Raw genomic sequence first — 19,645 nt, 5'->3', positions numbered from 1 at the left:
ACTTCGGCCTGCTCCTGCGATGGCTCGCAGAGCTCTTGCGTGCCATCATCCGAGCCTTCCTCGAGACCATCCCGGCGCCAAATATCGCCTGAGCCGGCGGCGCGCCGGTTCTTCACGAACGACTAAGCAACGACCGGCATCGTTCGAGGAGCACGAAACGTAAGCAATTCTGCCCCAGCTTCGGTCACGACAACAACCTCTTCGTGCAACATCAATTTCGCCGAGCCATCGAAATACGAAGTGTAGGACGTGCTTGGTTCAATGTTGATGATCACACCCGGTTTTAGTATCGTCTTGTCATCGGGCTGGACCGAAGGTAGCTCCGGCATCCACAACCCCATGGAGTGTCCCATTCGCCCGATATTAGTGACTTTGCTTCGACTGTTGGAGCCATGGAGTACATCTGACATTGCTGTCCAAAGATCGCAGATCTGGATACCAGGTTTAACTGCAGCTATACCTGCCTCCGTCGCATCCCAAACGATTTGGTAGGCATCGTTCGTATGCGGATCAGGTGTACCGAAGGAAAACTTTCGTGGGAAGTCGCACCAATAGAAATCGAACAAAAAGCCAGCATCGATGTACAGTAGGTCCTCATTCGATAGAACCCTGTTGGTCGGAACACCGTAAGGACGAGTGACGCCTCCACGCCCAGAGAGCCCCTGAACTCTCGTAGTTTTCTCGACCCCACGAATGAAGCAATCGAGCTCAAAAACGCGGCATGCCTCTCTTTCTGTCATGCCCGGACGCAACTTTGCAGGAAGATCATTAAACGCTTCCGAAACAATGCCACATAGCGTGCGAATTCGATCAATCTCTAACGGGGACTTGATCATCCGCAAGGGCGTGAAAATCGGATCCGATGCATCGACAAACATTCGAGGCTTGATCGCCTCCGCAACACGCAAGAAATCGCCTACAGGAAAGCCAAGCCTGCTTTCCGCGCCAAGCTCCGTTCCGATCCTGGCATCTTCTGGCAGGAGGTCACACAACGCTGTCGCAAGCGTAGAAACACCCTCATCCTTTGGATTCGGACCAGGCCAAGTCCGACAATTTCTTACCCAAGTTGTTTCTCGATAGAACTGGTCGACTCCCGTTGGAACGATTGCGAGAACGTCACCAGATGAGGGGATAAGGAGAAAGCGCGGTCGGGTGGTTCCATGCGGCGTTGAGCTAACCTCGCCAACGAAATAGCGCAAGTTGTGCTCTGAGGTTACCAGAAGCGCATCAAAGGCACATTTTTTCATCAAACGCCGCGCTTGTTCGACTCGATTTTGGTATTCGATTTGCGGAAACGGAGCGTAAGGGATTGTTTTGATGGAAGCAAAATCGACAGCAATCATAGCTCGTCTCCAACAAATGCCCTGACCAGGCGGCCGCACATGGCTCGATTGACTTTCGACGAAGGTTAGGCCCGCCCTTGCGTTCATGTTGCGCGTTTCTCAGTGTCATTCGCAGCATTGCTGCGCTATATCAGATTACACCTCGGGAAATCGTCTAACTTAGCAGGCTGTTGAGGAAGTCTTTGAACTGCGCGCGATGAGGCCAACGGATCGCGGCACGGCCATGTGACGCGAGACCGTGCATGTAGCAGCGGATCAAGTGCATGCGTTTGGTCACATTGTTCTTCCCTGGTCGTTCAATCGCAGGCAGCCGGGCGCGCTATCGATGGCCGTCGTTTGACACCATCAAGGCGTTGGCGTCGAACCCGAGACACTTCAACACATCGACCGGGTGCATCACGCCCTTGACGACCAATGGACCCTGCCAGGCCTTGCGAATCTCCCCGAAGGTCGACCAAGTCTGCGCTGGCTGGCGCTGGCGTGTGCCCATTGTAGAGCTCGGCCACGGCATTCGCGTTGGCATCCATGGCAGCATAGGGGCGCCAGTTTTGCATCATCGAAATCCCGCCTCTGGTGAGATACCGATATGTCCAGCCCGGCCGACTCAATCCCTGCAGAATCGCCGATAGGATCATGTTCGTTGGCTCGCGTAATCCTTTTACGGACGTACGCTGGCGCTTGCTCACCACCGGCGCGTCGATGGTCGTCAGCAACGTGCGCACGCCAAGCCGTTTGGCGCGGCGGACCAGGTCGAAAGTAATGCACGGATCGCGCGTGCCATAGATCTGAAACCATGTTGTCTTGGGCGCTTGCGCCATCGCCGCTTCAAGGGAGTCGCAACTCGCGCTCGACATGATGTAGTGAATGCCGAACCCCGCCGCAGCCGCAAGCATCGAATCTGCGCCGGGTCGGAAGAATCCGCAATGCCACCAGCCAGATCCCGAAGGGGCTTGCATCCTCATACTCGAACATGGGGCGAATATAAACGCCCTGCTACGTGCTTTGCGGCCGATCAGCCGCCTAGCCAGGCGGAATCTGGTGGGGGAGCTTGAGGTGACCTCACCCGGGGGATTTTGATCGACCGCCGGGGCCGAGCCAGGCTTGTGTGGTCGCGGGCTCTCGATCCGGCAACAGGGTAACGATCCGACGCCTTTTCAGGCTGCAGATGATGCTGGCGTATCGGTGATTGCGTCGCCCGGCCCAATCATCAATGCCGATAACCTTGAGCGGGTCAGCTGGCGGGCGGTAACGGCGTCGGACCTCGCGCAAGAGTGTATCCTTGCTGACCGGCAGCATCAGCCGCTTTGTGAAACCTGCTACCGGTCGACCGCCAAGCGCCAGACCGACGTGATGGACGATAGGTCCAGCCTTGCCGTGCGTCGCGCCGATGGTGCCAGTACGCCTTCGAAGCGTTCCGTGAAGATTTGACGCCCGCACAGGACCGCGTCGCAGCGGAAGCGCCGGGCAATTACTATGTGACGATCCGCCCCGAGAGCGGCAGGTCGGTCACGCGTCGTCAATAGCGGCTATGGACGCGCCGGGAAGTCGCGCCGCACGATGGACATAGAACCAGCGCTTCCGGCCGCCCGGAGCACGACAACGGCCTTATCACCCTCGTGGCACGCACTCTCTACAGCAAACCCACGTGGCACCAGATGGAGCGGTGGAGCGCTTGCTGCTGGCGCTGATTTCCCCTAAGATTAAAACGCCAAATGCTCTCCAAACCGCATCAAAAGTGAGTCGTAGCGCTCCCAGCTACGCGCCGATTTTCATTGGCGAGTATCGCGCAGCGCAAGAGCTGGGGCAGCGCCTTCGGGCACTAGTCCAGATCGGATGAATCGGCCGCAGCTCCGGTCGATGCAGCGTCATTCTCGATGGCGAGGAGGTCGAATTCATCGGAATCATCCGTAGCGGTCATGCCTCATCCTCGGAACCGATGGCTTGGGGAAGAACCGAATGCCACGAACGTCCCACGCGTTGGCGGGAGTTCCCACACAATACAACCGCGACAAGCTGCGAACCCATTGTCGTCGGGATCCGCCCACCAGAGCGGCGTGGTCGTCAAGATGTGATTGCCGTGAACCGGATGTCCCACCGCATAGCCGATCAATTGCAAACCTTCCGGTGTCGCGACGGGCGCTCAGTGCTGCAAGAGCGGAGCCTTGTCTGGAATTCTTGTCGGAACGGCTCGGCCGAGCCGCAGCTGCTCGCAATCGTCGGCGAGTATGTGAAGCCTAAGGGACGAGCGAGATGCGGGCCGGATCGAGAAAGGAAACGAGCGTATCAGCATGAGGGGCACCGCATGAGAAAGAAGATCAGCCGGAGAGTCACGACGACTTATTCTCCGATCTCAACCACGAGCGAGCCGTCGAAGTTCGAGTTCGCGCCGGCGCCATAGTCATGCGGATTGCAGGCGATCCCGATGTCGCCGACCCGGTAATCGCTGGAATTGTGGACGTGGCCATGCACCCACAGTGCGGGCCAGTACGTCTCGATGGTGGCGGTCATGTCCGATACGTAGGCGGCGTGACCGGGTCGTTCCGGTACTTCGACAGAACCGAGTTCCAATGAACAGCGTGGTGGGTGACGATAGCCGTGGAACCATCGAATTCGGTTGCAAGCATCGAGCTGATATAGGTTCGTGACCGATGGCGCAGGAGCGGGGCTTCCTGCAGCCTGAATCTCAGCCAGGGTTTTTTAGTCAGCCGATGCAGCGATGATCGTTCATACCGGCGGCGCATGCGCTTATCACCGCGCCGACCGGCGTCGCCGAAGATCCAGTAGTAGTACATCTTCCGTGGCGAGCAATTCTCGATACAAATCGTACTTTTTGTGCAGATATTCAGTCCTGAAATGCGGATCACGTCGCCAAAGCGCACTAAAAAGTTGTCTGCTATCAAGTTGGTGCAGGTTTTTGCCGGTAACGCGACGATCTTCGGCGAACTTCAGCGCTTGAACCCGCATAGTGTGCACGAGAAATGGAGACGATATTGCCGATCACTCAATGCGGCTTTCAGCAGTCTTTGTTCACAGCGAATTACTGGCCGAATCTTGTCGAATGACGAGATCCAATTCACTGAAATGGGAGACTTTTGGGTGCCGTACTACTCTTTTGATCTTGTCATTGGTGAAGAGTACAAGGACCAGGGCGGTCTCATCCTTGAGAACCTCGAAGTTGCGGCCGATCGAGCGGATCAGCTTGCGGTTGAACTGTCTATTGTGCGCCCGGAACTCAAGGTCATCGGTTGCGCGGTTCGGGTCATCGGCGCGGGAAACACCGAACTGTATCGGACGCCGATCAATCCGATCCCGTCCTGGATGAGATGCCAAAACTCAAGCGTCGGCAGCGACTCGCGATAGCGAGTGTTTTAGGAGCCTCCTCGCGGAGGATGAGCCGGGGCGTTCCTACCGAATTCCTCTCAAGCGCAATTGTCGCGGATTGACTAGAATTGAGGTGGGGTGGAAAATTATAGCGGTGTTCTTTCAGGACGCGTGCGGTTCGAAAGATGCGGATTTCGTTTTACTGCACGTGTGGATTGTAACTCCAGATTAGATAACCAGGTACCATCGACCACCCTTAATCGCGCCGGCAACTCAAGGCCGCCCTGCGGCGCCGCCCTCTGATCAGGCCGCGGGCGCCGCGTTCCCTCCTGCCGAGCCTACCTTTATGCCGCGCTGCCCATTTCCCCGAGTTCGTCTCCTGATGCGCTTAATGTGGAGCGCATTCGTTTGATTGGCGCCGCTTTCACGCACAGCCTGCGAGACGAGCGTTTCCCTCCGATGGACAGAGGCGAGAACTAGGGTCGACACCCAATAAAATCATTGCCGGTTGAATCGCCTGCTGATTCCTTTGCTGTGCGATTTGGCACCGGGGTCGTGTCCCCGGTGATGGTGTAGCTCGGTAGAGCAAGGCCGTCCGCAGGCGCGCCGTCAAATAGCGCCGTGGCGGGCGGACGGCTTTGCGGTGGTCACCGGCGATTCGCCGGTAGGGTCGGGTTGCTGACACCAACCTGATTCGAGGAACCGCCGATGACCGATGAGATGATGAACCTTCGCGCGCTCGTGAAGAAGGCCCCAGACGCCGATCTGCTACGCGAGATGATCGGCTTTGCCGCGCAGCGGCTGATGGAGCTGGAAGTCGAAGGCCTGACCGGAGCGAGTACGGCGAGAAGACCCCGAGCGTCTGGCGCAACGCAACGGTTACCGTGACCGGTCTGGGAGACCCGCGCCGGTGCGGTCGAACTGCGCATTCCCAAGCTGCGCAAGGGAAGCTACTTCCCGGGCTTCCTGGAGCCGCGCCGGATGGCCGAGAAGGCACTCACCGCCGTGGTCCAGCTGGCAGCGCTGCCGCGTTCACTTCATGCGCAACGCGCTGACGCATGCCCGCAAAAGCGGGCGGCGCGTGGTCTCGGCCTTCATCGCCACCGCCTTCGCCCAGGACGATGCCGAGGCCGCCAAGGCCCAGTGGCGGCAAGGTCGCCGATCAGCTGCGTCCCAAGCTGCCAAAGCTCGCAACCTTCCTGGACGAGGCCGAGACCGATGTACTGGTCTATACGACGTTCCCGCCGCAGCATCGAACTAAGCTGCACTCCACCAACCCGATCGAGCGCCTCAACGGTGAGATCAAAAGGCGGACCGAAGTCGTCGGCATCTTCCCCAACGAGGACGCGATCGTGCGCCTGATAGGCGCGATCCTGCTCGAACAGAACGATGAATGGGCCGTCCAGCACGCCCGTTACATGACACTGGAAACCATGGCGCCCTTGAGCGATGATCCAACTGTCAGCCTTCCGGCTATCGCCAGCTGACCAATCCGGCCCTTGCCGGCGAACGCGGCGTCCCCCCGCTAGTTACACCACGCTTAGGGACACGATCCGCCATTGCCCGGACCGACAGTCGGCGTGCAGCTTCCCTAGGTATTTGGCTGCTGGACTGCGTACAGCTGCCTCGGTCGCGCGTCGACGTGTCGCCGCCCAGATCGCTGTGGCGGCGAACGCGACGGGATATGCTTTTTTTCGACGCTCACTCGCATAAAAACGCAAAAAAAACGCACTGTTGCGCGTCTAGACTATCGCGCAGTCTAACTCTGGCTCAACGAGGCATCTAGCAGTCTTGAGTTTCACCAACGACTAAGGCCCGCGCATACGGGCTCGGGCTCATTCCGTGCTCGATTGGCAAACTGGTCAGCGTCGGACACAAGAGCGCCGTTGCGCACCATTATGGCTGAACGCAACTTAAGCGCGCGGCGTAGATGACGGAAGTGCAGCATAGATCTCACAAGCCGCTTCAACTTCAAGCATAGCATGTCGTAGCGACGGCGCAGAGTGAGAGCAAGAATGGGCAAAAGTCGCGGCGAGGTTGGTAGTCTAGAAGAGCGGAGGTCCCGAGCGGACGCTTACAATGGCGCTCAGACTGTGCGAGCGAACATGAATTCTTCGATCTTGAGGACCCCGATCGGCCATCTTTCGCAACTGGCGGAGTCACCGGCTATAGTGGAGAGGCGGCCGTTGTGGCGGAACGCTAGAGTTGGTGCTATTTCACGCGATCTAACCAGAGCAATTGCCTCCGGTTGCGTGATGTCCTTGCTGACGGCTCGATCGCCGAGTTCTTCCATCTGTTTTTCAAGCCGGTGCGGCAGTATCGACGAGCAAGAAGGTCAACGAAGTGATCGCAAAAAGAGGATCAAGCACTTGGAATTGCCTCGTGGCGCCCATCAGCCGAGTTTTCCGCTGACAGGTTAGAATCTAATCGCACCGAGGCCTGATCTTGCTACGAGTTGGGAGCAGTTTCGAGTTGAGACCATGGCCGAATGGCACAGGCCGACCTGAGCACGCCGAACTCTGCCCGTAGGCGTGACTTCATCGCGTCCATCCAGGAGATGGCGGTACTATGTCGACGAAAATCGACACGGCAAGCAACGGAGTTGTTGGCGCTCACCCTCAATCGAGAAACGGATTTCCGCACGCAAGATGATAGCTACGGATTACCAAGGATACTTCAGTGGGGCCTTCTCCTCGGGCTGTCGTCAATGGGGTCGGAAAAGCGCTTCGCCGGCTCGCGAAAATTCTTCTCTGACCGCCACTCATCCGGTTCAGAATCAATCGCAGTCGATGCAGGTACTGATATGATTGATCCGCCCAAGCAGCAGGCGTTGAGCGTAGGTGGCATTACCGCGCCGCTGCGCTTCCTTGTCTTCCGGCGCATTTGGCTCGCAAGCATGCTGTCGAACCTCGGTATCCTGATCCAGGGCGTAGGAGCGGCGTGGGCGATGACGCAGATGACTGCTTCCGCGGCCAAGGTCGCATTGGTACAGACCGCGCTGGTGCTGCCGGGCATGCTGGTTGCTATACCGGCCGGCGCGATTGCCGACATGTGTGACCGGCGGATCGTGGCGCTGTTTGCGCTCTTGATCGCGCTTTGCGGCTCAACCACGCTAACCGTGATCGATTTGTCGGGTCTCTCGACGCCAAATCTGCTGCTAATTCTTTGCCTTGTGATCGGCACCGGAATGGCGTTGATGAACCCAGCCTGGCAATCCTCTGTGGGCGAGCAGGTGCCTGCGGCGTCGCTGCCGGCGGCGGTTGCGCTCAACGGGATCAGCTATAACATCGCCCGGAGCTTTGGGCCAGCGATCGGTGGTATAGTGGTTGCGACCGCAGGCTCAGTTGCGGCCTTTGCGCTCAACACACTGCTGTATTTACCGCTCTTGGCCGCACTGTTTCTCTGGAAACGCGTAGCTGAGCCCTCGCGGCTGCCGCGGGAGCAGCTGAGCCGCGCCATTATCTCGGGCGTGCGCTACATTGCAAATTCACCCTCGATCAAAATCGCGCTGACTCGCGCTCTGGCAACCAATGTCATTGGCAGTTCGATCCTGGCCTTGATGCCGCTGGTCGCGCGAGATGTCTTGCATGGAGGCGCCCAGACTTACGGCCTCATGCTCGGCGCATTTGGCCTTGGCGGGGTGATCGGGGCGCTCTGCATCGGCGAGGTACGCAACCGCATGAGCGGCGAGGCCGCGGTGCGTGCCTGTACGCTGTCGATAGGCGGAGCGATCGGCGCGGTTGCGTTGGGCCACGCGCCGATCTTGGCCACGGCGGCGCTCGTCTTGGCTGGTGCAACGTGGATGATTATGAACACCGTGTTCAGCATCGGCGTGCAGCTCTCGGCGCCGCGGTGGGTAACGGGGCGTTCGCTTGCTGCATACCAAGCTACGAACTACGGCGGATTCGCGATCGGCGGCTGGGGCTGGGGCAGCCTCACCAACGCCGTTGGCGTCGAGATCGCGCTACTCACCGCCGCCACGCTGATGCTATTTTCCCCGTTACTTGGGTTGTGGCTGCGCATGCCACCGATCATCGCGCGTGGCGAGGACGCCGAGGTGCTCGCCGATCCTGAAGTGCGGTTACCACTCACCAACCGAAGCGGACCTCTGGTGGTGGAGATCGAATATCGAGTCGCGCAAGAGAATGCGCGAGCCTTTCACAAAGTAATGCAAGATATCCAGCTGTCACGGCAGCGCAATGGCGCCTATGGCTGGTCAATTGCGCGCGACATCGCCGATCCGGACTTGTGGACCGAGCGCTTTCACTGCCCAACTTGGCTCGAATATTTGCGCCAGCGCAACCGCTCGACGCAGCTAGAACGCGCGCTGGATCAGCAAGCGATGGCTTTTCACATTGGTCCCGAGCCCGTGCGGGTCCGGCGCATGCTAGAGCGCACGTTCGGATCGGTGCGCTGGAAGGATGACCTGCCGGACGGCGAAGCTAACGAAGTGCTGCGTGGTGATTGCAAGCGCGGTCATAGTTAGTCCGCCCGCATATCGCTTCATAGACGCATCGGTCGCATCGATCGCTAGCCTGCGAGCGACCTCGCTCATCGGCTCGAGTAGCCGAAGACCGCCATGCAATCAGTCGCAGTTTCGTAGGCGATTGCGGTGCCCACGACTTAATCAGTTCCCCGGCTTGTTCCGGAATTCAGAGCTAGTATCCTGAACCAGAAATTCGCAACATTACGATGCTTGGGCTTGAGTATTGTATCGACCGAAGCGTTCGATGGAAGCGAGGATGTCGTCGGCGGACTTGGTCCATTTGAATGGCTTGGGATCGGCGTTGTGATGACTGATGAAGTCCATGATGTCTGCGGAGCCTGGACGCTGAAATAGATGCCGCGCCGGGATCTTCTCGTCTGTGATGAGCGCGAAGAAGCGCTCGACCTGATTGAACCAAGACGAGCTGGAGCGCGTGAGATGGACACGCCAGCACGGCCGTTTGACGAGCCAGTTGCGGATCAGTGAGGCCTTGTGGGTGGCGTTTTGTCCGTGATGAGATGGACATCGAGACCGCGCGAAACGGCGGCCTCGATCTCGTCGAGGAACCTGCCGAGCTCTGCAGCACGGTGACGGGAATAGCATTTGCCGATGACCTTGCCCGTCGCAATGTCGAGCGCCGCGGAGAGCGAGGTCGTGCCGTGGCGGGTGTAGTCGTGGCTGCGCCGTGCGGGCTGAGCGGGGCGCATGGGCAACATCGGCTGGCTGCGGTCGAGCGCCTGGATTTGGGACTTCTCGTCCACACAGGACGACGGCCCGCTGAGCGGGGAGAGTAGAGGCCAACCACATCGCGCACCTTGGCCACGAAATCCGGGTCGGTCGCTAGCTTGAACGTCTCCATCCGATGAGGCTGCAAACCGTAGGCTTGCCGGTTTCGCTGCACGTTTGAGACCACGGTCCACTTTCCTTCGACATGCCGCGCGAATTCCAGTGGGGCGCATCCTTTGGAAGGCTTCCCAAGGTTCTTACGATGGTGGCTTCGATGCGCGCATCATCGATCGTCCGGGGAGGTCCGGGCCTTGGTTCGTCGCGCAGGCCGTCCAGGCGGTCCTGTACAAAGCGGCGACGCCATTTGCCTACCTTCATCTCGACCGCGCCGAGCTTTGCCGCCACCTCTTTGTTCTGGCTACCTTCCGCACAGGCCAGAACGATCCAGGCCTCAGCGCCAAGGCTTGGGCTGTCTTGCAGCGGCCCCACAACGCCTTCAGTCAGTCCGCCCCTCATCTATCGGGGTTGACACCGTGCCCGCGTTTAAAGAACGGACGATCAATGTGGATGTGTGTCGAGGCGCCCGACTTCTTGAACAGCTTCCAGAAGCTCTCGACGTGGTTCGTGTGGCGCGTCGCGTCGTGGCGATAGTCGCAGTAGGTCGACTCCTTCGCGCCGTGCTTCACGGTCCCGTACTTGGCGCCTTATAGCGCGACAATCTGGGTGGGGAGCGCGCGGCCCCAGTCGTATTTCCAGCACCGCTTGCGCGTAACGCCGATCGCATCGTGCGCCGATTTTCTCGGCCGATAGCCATAGGAGTCTGCCAAAAATATTGGGTCCAGATCCGGCTCAATGAGTTGTTTGACAACCATCTGGGCCACGCGATCCGCTACGGTAGGCACGCCTAAAATCCGCTGGCCTCCAGTCTTTTTTGGGAATGGAGGCGGCTCGCACCGGCGCTGGAAAGTAGCTTCCCGAACTCATCCGGTTCCAAAGCTTGTAGAGATTGTTCCGCAAGTCAGAATCGAACTGCTCGATCGTCTGTCCATCCACGCCGGCCGTCAGGATGGCGAGTCAGTGTCGCGGCGTGGTGATGATTGCCGCGATGGCTGTCGCGCGCAAGAGTTTTGTTGGTTCTGATTGTCGTGGAGCGTCAACCAGCGAGTGTTTTTGGTGTCGCGTGCGACGGCGGCCGTCCTGGGCCGCGTTTTCGCTCGGCGGTGCGGCGGCGATAGCTCTCGACGTTCATCTCGACGATGGTAGCGTGGTGGACGAGGCGATCGATGGCGGCGAGCGTCATGGCGGGGTCTGGGAAGATCCTGTTCCATTCGCCAAAGGGCTGATTGGCAGTGATCAGCATGGAGCGCCGCTCGTAGCGCGCGCTAATGAGCTTAAGCAACACGCTGTCTCGGCTTGATCCTTGGTGACGTAGGCGAGGTCATCGAGGATCAGGAGATCGAAGCGATCGAGACGGTTTGGAGCTTCTGCACGAGATCGGTGGTGCGGGTGAAGAGGACGCGCCATCCGTTCTCGATCAGGGCGAGACCGATGGCTGCCGCCAAGTGACTCTTTCCGCCGCCGGGCGGGTCGAAAAGGAGCAGATTGGCACCTTTGCCCAACCAGCTGTCACCGGCGGCGAGCGCAGTCACCTGCGCCTTGGAGATCATCGGCACGGCCCCGAAGTCGAAGGTCTTTCCGGCGGGCAGCCGCGCCTCGACGGGATGGCGCTCGACGCGACGGCGGCCGTGTTCGGCGATCTCGTGCTCGGCGATGGTGGCGAGGAAGCGGGCCGGCCGGCCAACCTTCCTTGTCGGACTGTTGGGCGAACTGTGGCCATAGCGGCTTGATGGCGGGTAGCCGCAGCTCGTTGAGAGGCGCGCGGTGTCGACGGTGTTGGCCGTGTTCATGCGGCGTCTCCGATCTGGCCGGCGCCGATGAGGCACTCATAGGCGGCGAGCGGGGCAAACTGCACCATGACCTGCAGCACGCAAGCAGGATCGGGCGCGAAGTGGGCGCGCAGCCGTCCGATGTCGGGCAGTTGGTCAGCATTAAGGTCAGCCGCGAGCTGACCGGCAAGCTCGGCCTCGCAACCGCGCTAATGCCCAAGCGCGAGCAGATCGACCATGAGCCGGCAAGCCTTCTTGTCTGGCAGCCGTTCGCGCAAGGAATCGAAGGTTCTCTGATAGGCCTCGCGCGGGAACAGCCGATCACGGTAGACCAGATTGAGCAGCGTCATCGGCTTGCGCCGCAAGGAATGGATCACGTGCCGATAATCGACGACCTGGTCGTGCTTGCCGTTGGGATGCGGCCGCCCGCGCGGCAGGGTGACGAGATGAGTACCGCCGACGAACACGTCGAGACGATCGTCGTAAAGACGCACCCGCAGCTGGTGGCCGATCAGGCGTGACGGCACGGTGTAGAACACCTTGCGCAAGGTGAAGCCGCCGCTTGACGTCGCGCGGACAATCACCTTCTCGTAGTCCGAGGTGCGGCGATCTGGCAACGCCTGCAGGGTGGCGCGCTCGTAGTCGATCCGCTTGTCGTTGCGGGCCTTGCGGCAGCTGACGATCTCGTCGATGAAGCCGCGATAGGCGGCGAGATCATCGAAGTCGGCAGTGCCGCGCAATAGCAGCGCGTCGGCGATCGTCCGCTTGAGATGGCCATGCGAGCTCTCGATCGCCCCGTTCTCGTGGGCGATGCCGCGATTGTTGCGGGAAGGCCGCATGCCGCAATAGGCGCGGAGGTCCTCGTACCGCCGGGTCAGATCGTCCCTCGCGTTCCGATCGAGATTGCAGAAGGCGGCCGACAGACTGTCGGTCCGATGCTCGCGCGGTGCGCCACCGAGCGACCACATGGCATTCTGCAGCCCTTCGGCCAAAGCGATGAAGCTCTCGCCACCGAGCACGACATGAGCGTACTCAAACCCGCAATACGCCAATCGGAAGTGATAGACGCGATGATCGAGCGGAGCGCTAGCGATGGTGACGCCCAGCTCGCCCATGTCGGTGAAGTCTGACTGGCCGACCTGGCCCACTTCGTGGGTCTGGCGGAAGATGACCTCCTGCTCCTCGCCGTGGATTGCCCGCAAGGCGTGGATCCGGCGCTCCAGCGTGCGGCGGATGCCAACGCCGAGCTCAGGATGGCGCCGCAACATCTCCTCGAAGGTCGCAACCGGCCGCACGCCGGGGGCGGCTTTGAGCATTGTCACCACTTCTGTCTCAAACGCATCGGCCAACGGGTCCGGCCGGCGACGGCCGCGCTTACCCTTCTTCTGCGATGGCGGAGGGGATCCTTCTCGATCCGATACGCGGTTGATGGACTGAACGACGCCTTGGCAGCGGCTACTGGCGGACTATCGGTCTGACGGTACTTCATGTAGAGCCTCATCTGGTGATCATTGATGTGTCGGACCGGGCACGCGAGTGATTCCTCTGGCGGAAGAACCACTTACATAACCGGCCGGCCGTAATCACCAGTCGGCGCGGTCCTTGCGGATCGCGGCGACGCTAGGCTCGTAACTCCGATCGGGCTACGCCCTCCCTGCGTCACGAGCCCGGCGAAGCTCTCTCATCCTGATTAACGCTGCGCTTCCATCCTGATTGCCGCGCGGCAACGCCTACCAGTAAGCCATAGCTCGTTGGTCAAGACGATCGAGCCCGGCTCGACGTGTTGCAGGAGGACGCTGCGCCCAACACCGCAAGCTCATAATGAAGGCGGAAGGCTTCGCCATGCAGCAAGGTCACGTAGAGCTGGATGAGGCGTGCGCAAGCGCGGTCGCGGCGCGGCCGGCAAGACCATCGTCATGGGCCTCAAGCAGGCGGCGGACCGCTGTCAACTACTGTGATCCCGGACGTGAAGACGGCGACTCTGCGCAGCGCCACGCGGTTGTTACGGGGATAATTCAAACAAGACTCTATCACTGCGAATAGAACTGCTTGCACGAATAACCCTGATGTCATGCTTGTGTTGCGACTGAGCCCAGCATGGCGTCGACTTGGAGTACGCCGGAGCAGCACGCCAGATGAGCCTCGACACATTCGCCGCCGCGGCTGCCACATCATTCGGAGCACCCCGGACCCAATTCCGGCCTTCGAACCCTCTTTTCTCGAGCGCCGCAGGGTTTGGCTCTTCGTCCTTCCGGCGCTGGTCGCAGTTATCTATACCCTCTGCAAGCTGCAAATTGTAGTAGGTTCCATCGCCGCCAACTCGAGATATTACGGGTTTTCCGACGGCGGCCATTAGCCGGAGAGGCAACCTGAAACACAATCACGATCCGCCAAGGCCAATCAGCCCTGAAGGAGGGTACACCATGCGTAACAATCAGATGAATATCCTGGCCCGGTCGGATGCAGGCAACCCGGACATTGAAGCCGCGCAGCGGCAGACGCGCATCGATCTGGCCGCTGCCCATCGCCTAGCCGTTATGCACGGTTTCCATGAGGGGATATTCAACCATTTCACCACCCGAGTGCCCGGCCACAGTGACCGATATTATCAGATACCTTTCGGCCTCCACTGGACGGAAGTCACCGCAGCCTGTTTCATGGAGGTCGGATACGATGGTTTGCTGCACGTAGGCGAAGGCGTTATCGAACCCTCATGCTACCACATTCACGCCCCAATTCATAAGCTGGTCCCGCATGCCGACACAGTGCTGCACTGTCATATGCCGTTCACTAGTGCGCTGGCACGCTTGGAGGATCAGAGTATTCTCCCGATTGGTGGGACCGAACTTAGGATGATGATGCACACTGGATACGATAACGAGTACCACAGCACGGCCTTCACGTTGGAGGAAGGCGTACGTCTTGCGAACCTAATCGGGGACAAAGAAATTTTGATAATGGCAAACCATGGCGTCAGCATCGCGGCGACTTCCGTCGCCAAGGCCTACGACCTTCTTTATTATATTGAGCGCGCGGCGCAGGTGCAGCTCTATGCAATGTGGACCGGACGGCCGCTCAAAGTCATGCCGGAGAATGTGGTTCGGAGATCGACGGCCGAATATGGCAAGGGCGACATCTACGGTGGTCGCGACGCCTGCGACTGGCACTTCGACGCGCTCAAGCGGATCCTGGATGAGCGAGAGCCTGACTATAAGACCTAGTCCCGAAGAAGTGACGTCGGGTGACGCAAAAGGGGCCGTCAAGTCTCATGTGGATCGAGGCGCGACCGTTCGTCGCTGGCCTGCTTGTCGGGGCGGCGAGTTCGCTACCGCTTCGCGTGTGAACGTGTGTTCCGCGATGTTTGGCTTAGGAACCCTTCTTTGGTTCTTGTGACCAACGAGAGAGCTCCGTGCGTGCCCGTCGGGGCGCCGCCTTTTTGTGGGTTGCTCGTCCGTGCCTCGACCCTGATAAATAACGGGAATATTGAGCTTCACGAGCGGTGGTCGGCACCGTTGTGTCCGATGGCAACTCCACTATGATCCCTTTGGGGGAACAATTTTCGTCTTCCGTTGAAAGCGAGCCGATTGTTTGAAGATCTTGGCCTGGGACCGGGCTTGTGCTGCTGTGGAAGCGGTTGGAGCAAAGCGCATTCCGTTGGCCGCCGATCAGCGACGGCGTGATGCGCTTGTCCGCATCACAGCTCGCCGGACGGCCTAGACTGGTTGCGCCTGTATGCCCGCGATATTGCTCAGCCGACCGCAACGTCGTGAACTCTGTGATCAATTGAATCAGCTCGGCTGCAATATTCCACAACCGCCCGCGAATCGGCTTGAGTCCCGGGCATGAGCGAGACCACGGATTAGCTTCTGATCGAGATCGAGGTGCTGCAGGCGTTGGTTGCTGCGGCGCGCACAGAGCGCGACGCGGCGATCTCAGAGCGTGACCAGGCGCTGCCGCAAATGGATCGCCTGCGGCATCTCTTGCGCCAGCTGCAACGCGCGCAGAGGGACTCGGTATGTGCACGCCAACGTGCCGACGGGCGTCGCGCCAACCCCGTGGCGCGCTTTCCGCCAATCTGCCGCGTATCGGCGTCACAATTCCCCGGAAGATACCAACTGCCCGTGCTGCCGCCCGCCGATGCATGTGATCGGTGAGGAGGCCTCACGGCGGCTCGACGTCGTCCCGGCGCAGTTCCGCGTGATCGTCACCCATCGTCCCAAATACGCCTGCCGGCCTGCACGAATGGTGTGGTTCAGGCGCCGGCAGCGGAGCTGCTGATCAAGGGCGGGTTGCCGACCGAGGCGATGGCCGCCCATGTGCTGGTCGCCAAATAAGCTTGGCACCTGCCGCTGTATCGGCAGGCTCAGATGCTGCTGGCGCAGGGTATCGACATCAAGCGCTCGGTTCTGGCGTTCTGGTGGGTTATGCGCCCGCGGACCTTCGGCCGCTCTGGCTCAGGCTGCGCGAGATCATTCTGACCGCGCGCAAGACCGCGGTCGACGAGACCACAGCGCCGGTGCTCGATCCCGGCCGCGGCCGCACCAAGAAGGGCTTGTTCTGGTCGATCGCGCGCGACGATCGGCCGTTGGGCGGTGCCGATCCGCCGGGGTGGCCTAGACTTACGCGCTCGGTCGAGGCGTCATCCAAGGTTGAAGGCGCGGTGCTGATAGTCGCGCACTGGATTGTGGCACGGTTGCGCAACCGGCGGTTCTTCAACTTGGCCGATCTCAATGCCGCGATTGGCGATCTGTTCGAGGAGCTGAACGACCGATGTGCATGTCGCGAAATCCCGCCAGGGCCTGTTCGAGGAGGTCGAGCGCGTCGCGCTGGCGCCACTGCCCGGCGAACCATTCGAATATACCGAATGGAAAACGGCCAAGGTCCACCCCGATTGTCATGTCGAGGACGAGAAGACCTTTTACTCGGTGCCGCACCGGCTGATCGGTCGCCGGTTGGACGTCCGGCTCACCTATCGGGCCGTCGAGATCTTCCAGGATCACCAGCGTGTCGCCAGCCCGTGCGCCGTTCCGAGCGCGGTGGCTACGTCGCGGTGAACGAGCACATGCCCAAGGCCCATCGGCGTTGCGCCAATATGACGCCGGCAGCCTTTGATCGAGATGGCGGGGCGGATTGGCGCCAGCACCGCCACGCTTGTCGAGCGGTTGATGCGCGAGCGCCCACATCCCGAACGGGGTTATCGCTCCGCCATGGGTATCATCGCTCTGGCGCGGCGCTAAGAGCGCAGTCGGCTGGTATCAGCCTCCGAGAGGGCGCTCGCCATCAACGCGATCAGCTACTCCTCTGTGAGCGTCATCCTCAAGTCCGGGCGCGACCGCGCGAGCCCTGCCACCGAACCCGTCAAAGCCACGCCCTCCCACGCCAATATCCGTGGCGGGGCCTATTATCATTCAAGGAAAGGACCATCGTGATGCTGACCCACCCGACCATCGACCAGATGCAGGCCCTCGGCCTGGCCGGAAGCGCCGCCTACCGGCAATTGGCCAACAGGATACCACCGATCTCAGCGGGAGGAATGGCTCGGCCTGATGTTCGATCGCGAAGCCGCCATGCGTGCCGACAAACGCCTGACCGCAGCAAAGCTGCGCTTCGTCGACGCCCGTATCGAAGATATCGACTTCGCGTCCCCGCGGGCTTGACCGGCGTAACACCCTGCACTGGCAAAACCTGGCTCGTTTGTGCCTTCGGACGTCAGGCCGCCAGGCTCGATCATTCCGTCCTCACTTGCGGATGCCACGCGTGTTCGAAGACCTCGCCATGGCCCGCCTCGACTGTAGCTTCCCACGTCTGATCGACAAGCTCGCGCGTGTCCAGTTGTTCATTGTGAACGATTGGGGCACCCACACCCGCAATGACCAGCAGCGTCTCCATCTCCTGGAAATCTTCGAAGAGCGCTACAGGCGCAAATCCACCCTGATCACCGCCCAGTTCCCCATTGCCCAATGGCATTGCATGACCGGAGAACCCACCATCGCCGACGCTATCCTCGACTGGATCATCCACATGCACACCGCACCGCCCCCGAAGGCGACAGCATGCGGAAGAAAAAAACGCGCTCCCCTGCCCTGACTTGGTGGATCAATTGAGTCCGGACAGTAGTTAGCGAAAGCACTGTCCCGTTTTTGCGAAATACGCAGAATCCTTCAATCCCCAGCCAATCTTCGGCGTCCTTATGCGTCGATACCCTTTACAGTCTTGCTGTTCAGCTGCTTTACGGCTTGGAACAATCGCTGGCTTATCCAGAATAAGCTCTGTCCGGCGCGTTCGGTGCCGCAAGGGCGGCCCGACTGTGAGCGTAAGTTGGCGAAAGCGAACTCTATTTCATCACTACGAGGAGGCACCACATGCATGTCAAGCCCGCTTTCGTCTATCTCTGTGCTGTCATTGCGACAGCTCTTGGTCCGGTTTCGCCGTCCGCGGCCCAAGATAAGGGCCAGGTGGTAGTTGCTGCGGGCGGGGGCGCGTTCCAAGACGCGCTGAGGGAGGCCGTTTTCAAGCCATTCGAGCGGGCCACTCGAATAAAAGTCGTCGAAGCGGCTGGACCTACATTGCCGAAGTTGCGCGGGATGGTTGCCGCGGGAAGTCCGGAGTGGGACGTGGTGGACATGGCGCCGGCAGACTTCCTGGTACTGTCAAGCGAAGGTACGCTGCAGCGGCTCGACTATAGCGCGATAGATCAATCGGTCTTTGCGGACTTTCCAAAAGATGCTGTCCAACCTTTCGGGGTCGGAACGTTCGAGTACGCAACGGTCATTGCATTCAACACGAAGAAATACACACAAGCCAATGGACCAAGGAGCTGGGCCGACGTCTGGGACGTCAAGAAGTTTCCCGGGCCCCGCATTCTCAACGCGGGCAATGCAGCCGTGCCTCCGATCGAGCTTGCGCTTCTGGCTGACGGCATTCCTCCGGAACAGCTCTACCCGCTCGACTTCAAGCGCGCGTATGTGGCGCTCGCGCGCATCAAGCCAAGTGTCGTAAAGTGGACGACGGCCGCAGCCATGGCGCCAGAAGCGCTCATTTCCGGCGAGGCGGTGATTGGCGCCGCGCTCCACGCGCGCATTCAGCTGGCAAAGGAGCAGGGAGCGCCTGTCGATTATATCTGGAGCCAGGCTGTGGCTGACCACTCCTACTGGTCAATATTGAAAGGTGCAAAGAACGTCAGTAATGCCCAGAAGTTCATCGAATTCGCCTCTCGACCCGAGAGTCAGGCGGCACTCGCAAAGCTGTTCGTCATCGGCCCACTAAACAAGAAGGCGTTCGATCTGATCCCTGCGGATCGGGCCAAGCTGCTGCCGACCTATACGGAAAACAAAGCTAAGACGGTCGCAGCCAACCCGGCGTGGTGGGCAAAGAGGGATGCCTCTGGAAAGAGCAATTTGGAGATCAACAACGCACTTTGGTCGAGTTGGAGTCTGCAGCCCTAACCGACACCTTAGCGACTTGAGGGTGCGCGCAAGCACGGAATAAGAGCTAAGAGCAACGCGAAGCAATAAAAATAGGAAGACGCCGTAAGGAAGAGTTCTCCGAATACTGGGTGGTGACGATGCTGGATTCGAGATGCCGGACCGCGGGCAAGTGCTGCTGGATGAGAAGGAGATCGCGTGCCTGCCGCTCTACTGTCGAGAACTCGGTGTGACGTTCCGGTTAAACTCTCTTTCCGCGCATGACGGTTGCCGAGAATGTTGCGGATCTGATCGGTACGCGGCGGCGTGCGGCAAAGGGAGGGGCGAATCCCAACGCGTGGCGCCCTCGATCGGGTGCTTTGGCTGTAGAAGTTTCGACTTACTCTTACGGCATGGTTCGAAACTGGCAGGGAACGGAGCTGCGGGCGAGCAGGAGCGCTCACCCTAACGGGCGCTCCC

The 19,645-nt window shown here is 60.0% G+C and carries 8 protein-coding genes and 11 pseudogenes; 10 read left to right on the top strand and 9 right to left on the bottom strand.

All coding sequences use genetic code 11. From position 1 onward, the window contains the following. Positions 1–122 precede the first annotated feature (122 nt). The 4 genes and pseudogenes from FBZ93_RS40010 to FBZ93_RS41045 form a co-directional block, all read right to left on the bottom strand. Entirely contained in the window at positions 123–1,343 is a 1,221-nt protein-coding gene (locus tag FBZ93_RS40010; protein WP_167529464.1) for a M24 family metallopeptidase, read from the bottom strand. A 296-nt stretch (positions 1,344–1,639) separates the two neighbouring features. Beyond that, a complete protein-coding gene (locus tag FBZ93_RS40005; RefSeq protein WP_167529463.1) occupies positions 1,640–2,236 on the bottom strand; it encodes an alpha-hydroxy-acid oxidizing protein in 597 nt (198 codons plus the stop codon). A gap of 199 nt (positions 2,237–2,435) precedes the next feature. After that, positions 2,436–2,919, bottom strand: a pseudogene (locus FBZ93_RS41660) (transposase family protein); the annotation flags it as partial. Positions 2,920–3,680: 761 nt separating this feature from the next. After that, positions 3,681–3,851, bottom strand: coding sequence for a hypothetical protein (locus tag FBZ93_RS41045; protein WP_167529461.1), 171 nt, complete (start codon positions 3,849–3,851; stop codon positions 3,681–3,683). A 345-nt stretch (positions 3,852–4,196) separates the two neighbouring features. On the opposite strand from FBZ93_RS41045, the gene FBZ93_RS41655 reads away from it, so the two are divergent. From FBZ93_RS41655 to FBZ93_RS39985, 3 genes and pseudogenes are all read left to right on the top strand, one after another. After that, complete coding sequence (locus FBZ93_RS41655) at positions 4,197–4,703, top strand: hypothetical protein (protein ID WP_246667860.1); 507 nt, start codon at positions 4,197–4,199, stop codon at positions 4,701–4,703. Positions 4,704–5,372: 669 nt separating this feature from the next. Continuing rightward, a pseudogene (locus FBZ93_RS39990) lies at positions 5,373–6,151 on the top strand (transposase). Between the two features lie 1,316 nt (positions 6,152–7,467). After that, the gene (locus FBZ93_RS39985) at positions 7,468–9,150 is read left to right on the top strand and encodes an MFS transporter (RefSeq protein WP_146993180.1); all 1,683 of its coding nucleotides are present in this window, start codon (positions 7,468–7,470) and stop codon (positions 9,148–9,150) included. A gap of 201 nt (positions 9,151–9,351) precedes the next feature. Here FBZ93_RS39985 and FBZ93_RS42120 read toward each other — a convergent pair. The 5 pseudogenes from FBZ93_RS42120 to istA all read right to left on the bottom strand — a co-directional run bounded on the left by FBZ93_RS42120 (position 9,352) and on the right by istA (position 13,263). After that, positions 9,352–10,392, bottom strand: a pseudogene (locus FBZ93_RS42120) (IS630 family transposase). Beyond that, positions 10,389–10,580 (bottom strand): annotated as a pseudogene (locus tag FBZ93_RS39970) (hypothetical protein); the annotation flags it as partial. The pseudogenes FBZ93_RS39970 and FBZ93_RS42120, both read right to left, overlap by 4 nt. 36 nt (positions 10,581–10,616) lie before the next feature. Next, positions 10,617–10,935: pseudogene (locus FBZ93_RS39965) on the bottom strand (group II intron reverse transcriptase/maturase); the annotation flags it as partial. Then, positions 10,895–11,783 (bottom strand): annotated as a pseudogene (istB, locus tag FBZ93_RS39960) (IS21-like element helper ATPase IstB). The pseudogenes istB and FBZ93_RS39965, both read right to left, overlap by 41 nt. Next, positions 11,780–13,263, bottom strand: a pseudogene (gene istA, locus FBZ93_RS39955) (IS21 family transposase). Before istA ends, istB begins: the two co-directional pseudogenes overlap by 4 nt. A gap of 302 nt (positions 13,264–13,565) precedes the next feature. On the opposite strand from istA, the pseudogene FBZ93_RS41650 reads away from it, so the two are divergent. The 7 genes and pseudogenes from FBZ93_RS41650 to FBZ93_RS39920 all read left to right on the top strand — a co-directional run. Then, positions 13,566–13,758 (top strand): annotated as a pseudogene (locus FBZ93_RS41650) (IS1595 family transposase); the annotation flags it as partial. A 427-nt stretch (positions 13,759–14,185) separates the two neighbouring features. Beyond that, on the top strand, positions 14,186–14,983 hold the full coding sequence (locus tag FBZ93_RS39945; RefSeq protein WP_246667859.1) for a class II aldolase/adducin family protein: 798 nt from the start codon (positions 14,186–14,188) through the stop codon (positions 14,981–14,983). A 389-nt stretch (positions 14,984–15,372) separates the two neighbouring features. Continuing rightward, positions 15,373–15,549: pseudogene (locus tag FBZ93_RS42115) on the top strand (hypothetical protein); the annotation flags it as partial. Positions 15,550–15,628: 79 nt separating this feature from the next. Next, positions 15,629–16,368, top strand: a pseudogene (locus FBZ93_RS39935) (IS66 family transposase); the annotation flags it as partial. A 39-nt stretch (positions 16,369–16,407) separates the two neighbouring features. Beyond that, positions 16,408–17,191, top strand: a pseudogene (locus tag FBZ93_RS41645) (Mu transposase domain-containing protein); the annotation flags it as partial. 328 nt (positions 17,192–17,519) lie between these two features. Next, entirely contained in the window at positions 17,520–17,849 is a 330-nt protein-coding gene (locus FBZ93_RS41815; protein WP_283810894.1) for an ATP-binding protein, read from the top strand. Between the two features lie 275 nt (positions 17,850–18,124). Then, positions 18,125–19,207 carry an ABC transporter substrate-binding protein gene (locus FBZ93_RS39920; RefSeq protein WP_146993175.1) on the top strand — a complete coding sequence of 361 codons (1,083 nt, stop codon included), beginning with the start codon at positions 18,125–18,127 and terminating at the stop codon, positions 19,205–19,207. Positions 19,208–19,645 lie beyond the last annotated feature (438 nt).

It is taken from the genome of Bradyrhizobium macuxiense, from assembly GCF_007993935.1.
Taxonomy (GTDB): Bacteria; Pseudomonadota; Alphaproteobacteria; order Rhizobiales; family Xanthobacteraceae; genus Bradyrhizobium; species Bradyrhizobium macuxiense_A.
This window is presented reverse-complemented; position numbering and strand designations above follow the sequence as displayed.

Bases quoted from the DNA above. Each gene is read 5' to 3' on its own strand.
- FBZ93_RS40010 (WP_167529464.1), bottom strand. From the start codon at position 1,343: ATGATTGCTGTCGATTTTGCTTCCATCAAAACAATCCCTTACGCTCCG.
- FBZ93_RS40005 (WP_167529463.1), bottom strand. From the start codon at position 2,236: ATGCTTGCGGCTGCGGCGGGGTTCGGCATTCACTACATCATGTCGAGC.
- FBZ93_RS41045 (WP_167529461.1), bottom strand. From the start codon at position 3,851: ATGACCGCCACCATCGAGACGTACTGGCCCGCACTGTGGGTGCATGGC.
- FBZ93_RS41655 (WP_246667860.1), top strand. From the start codon at position 4,197: ATGCGGATCACGTCGCCAAAGCGCACTAAAAAGTTGTCTGCTATCAAG.
- FBZ93_RS39985 (WP_146993180.1), top strand. From the start codon at position 7,468: ATGATTGATCCGCCCAAGCAGCAGGCGTTGAGCGTAGGTGGCATTACC.
- FBZ93_RS39945 (WP_246667859.1), top strand. From the start codon at position 14,186: ATGCGTAACAATCAGATGAATATCCTGGCCCGGTCGGATGCAGGCAAC.
- FBZ93_RS39920 (WP_146993175.1), top strand. From the start codon at position 18,125: ATGCATGTCAAGCCCGCTTTCGTCTATCTCTGTGCTGTCATTGCGACA.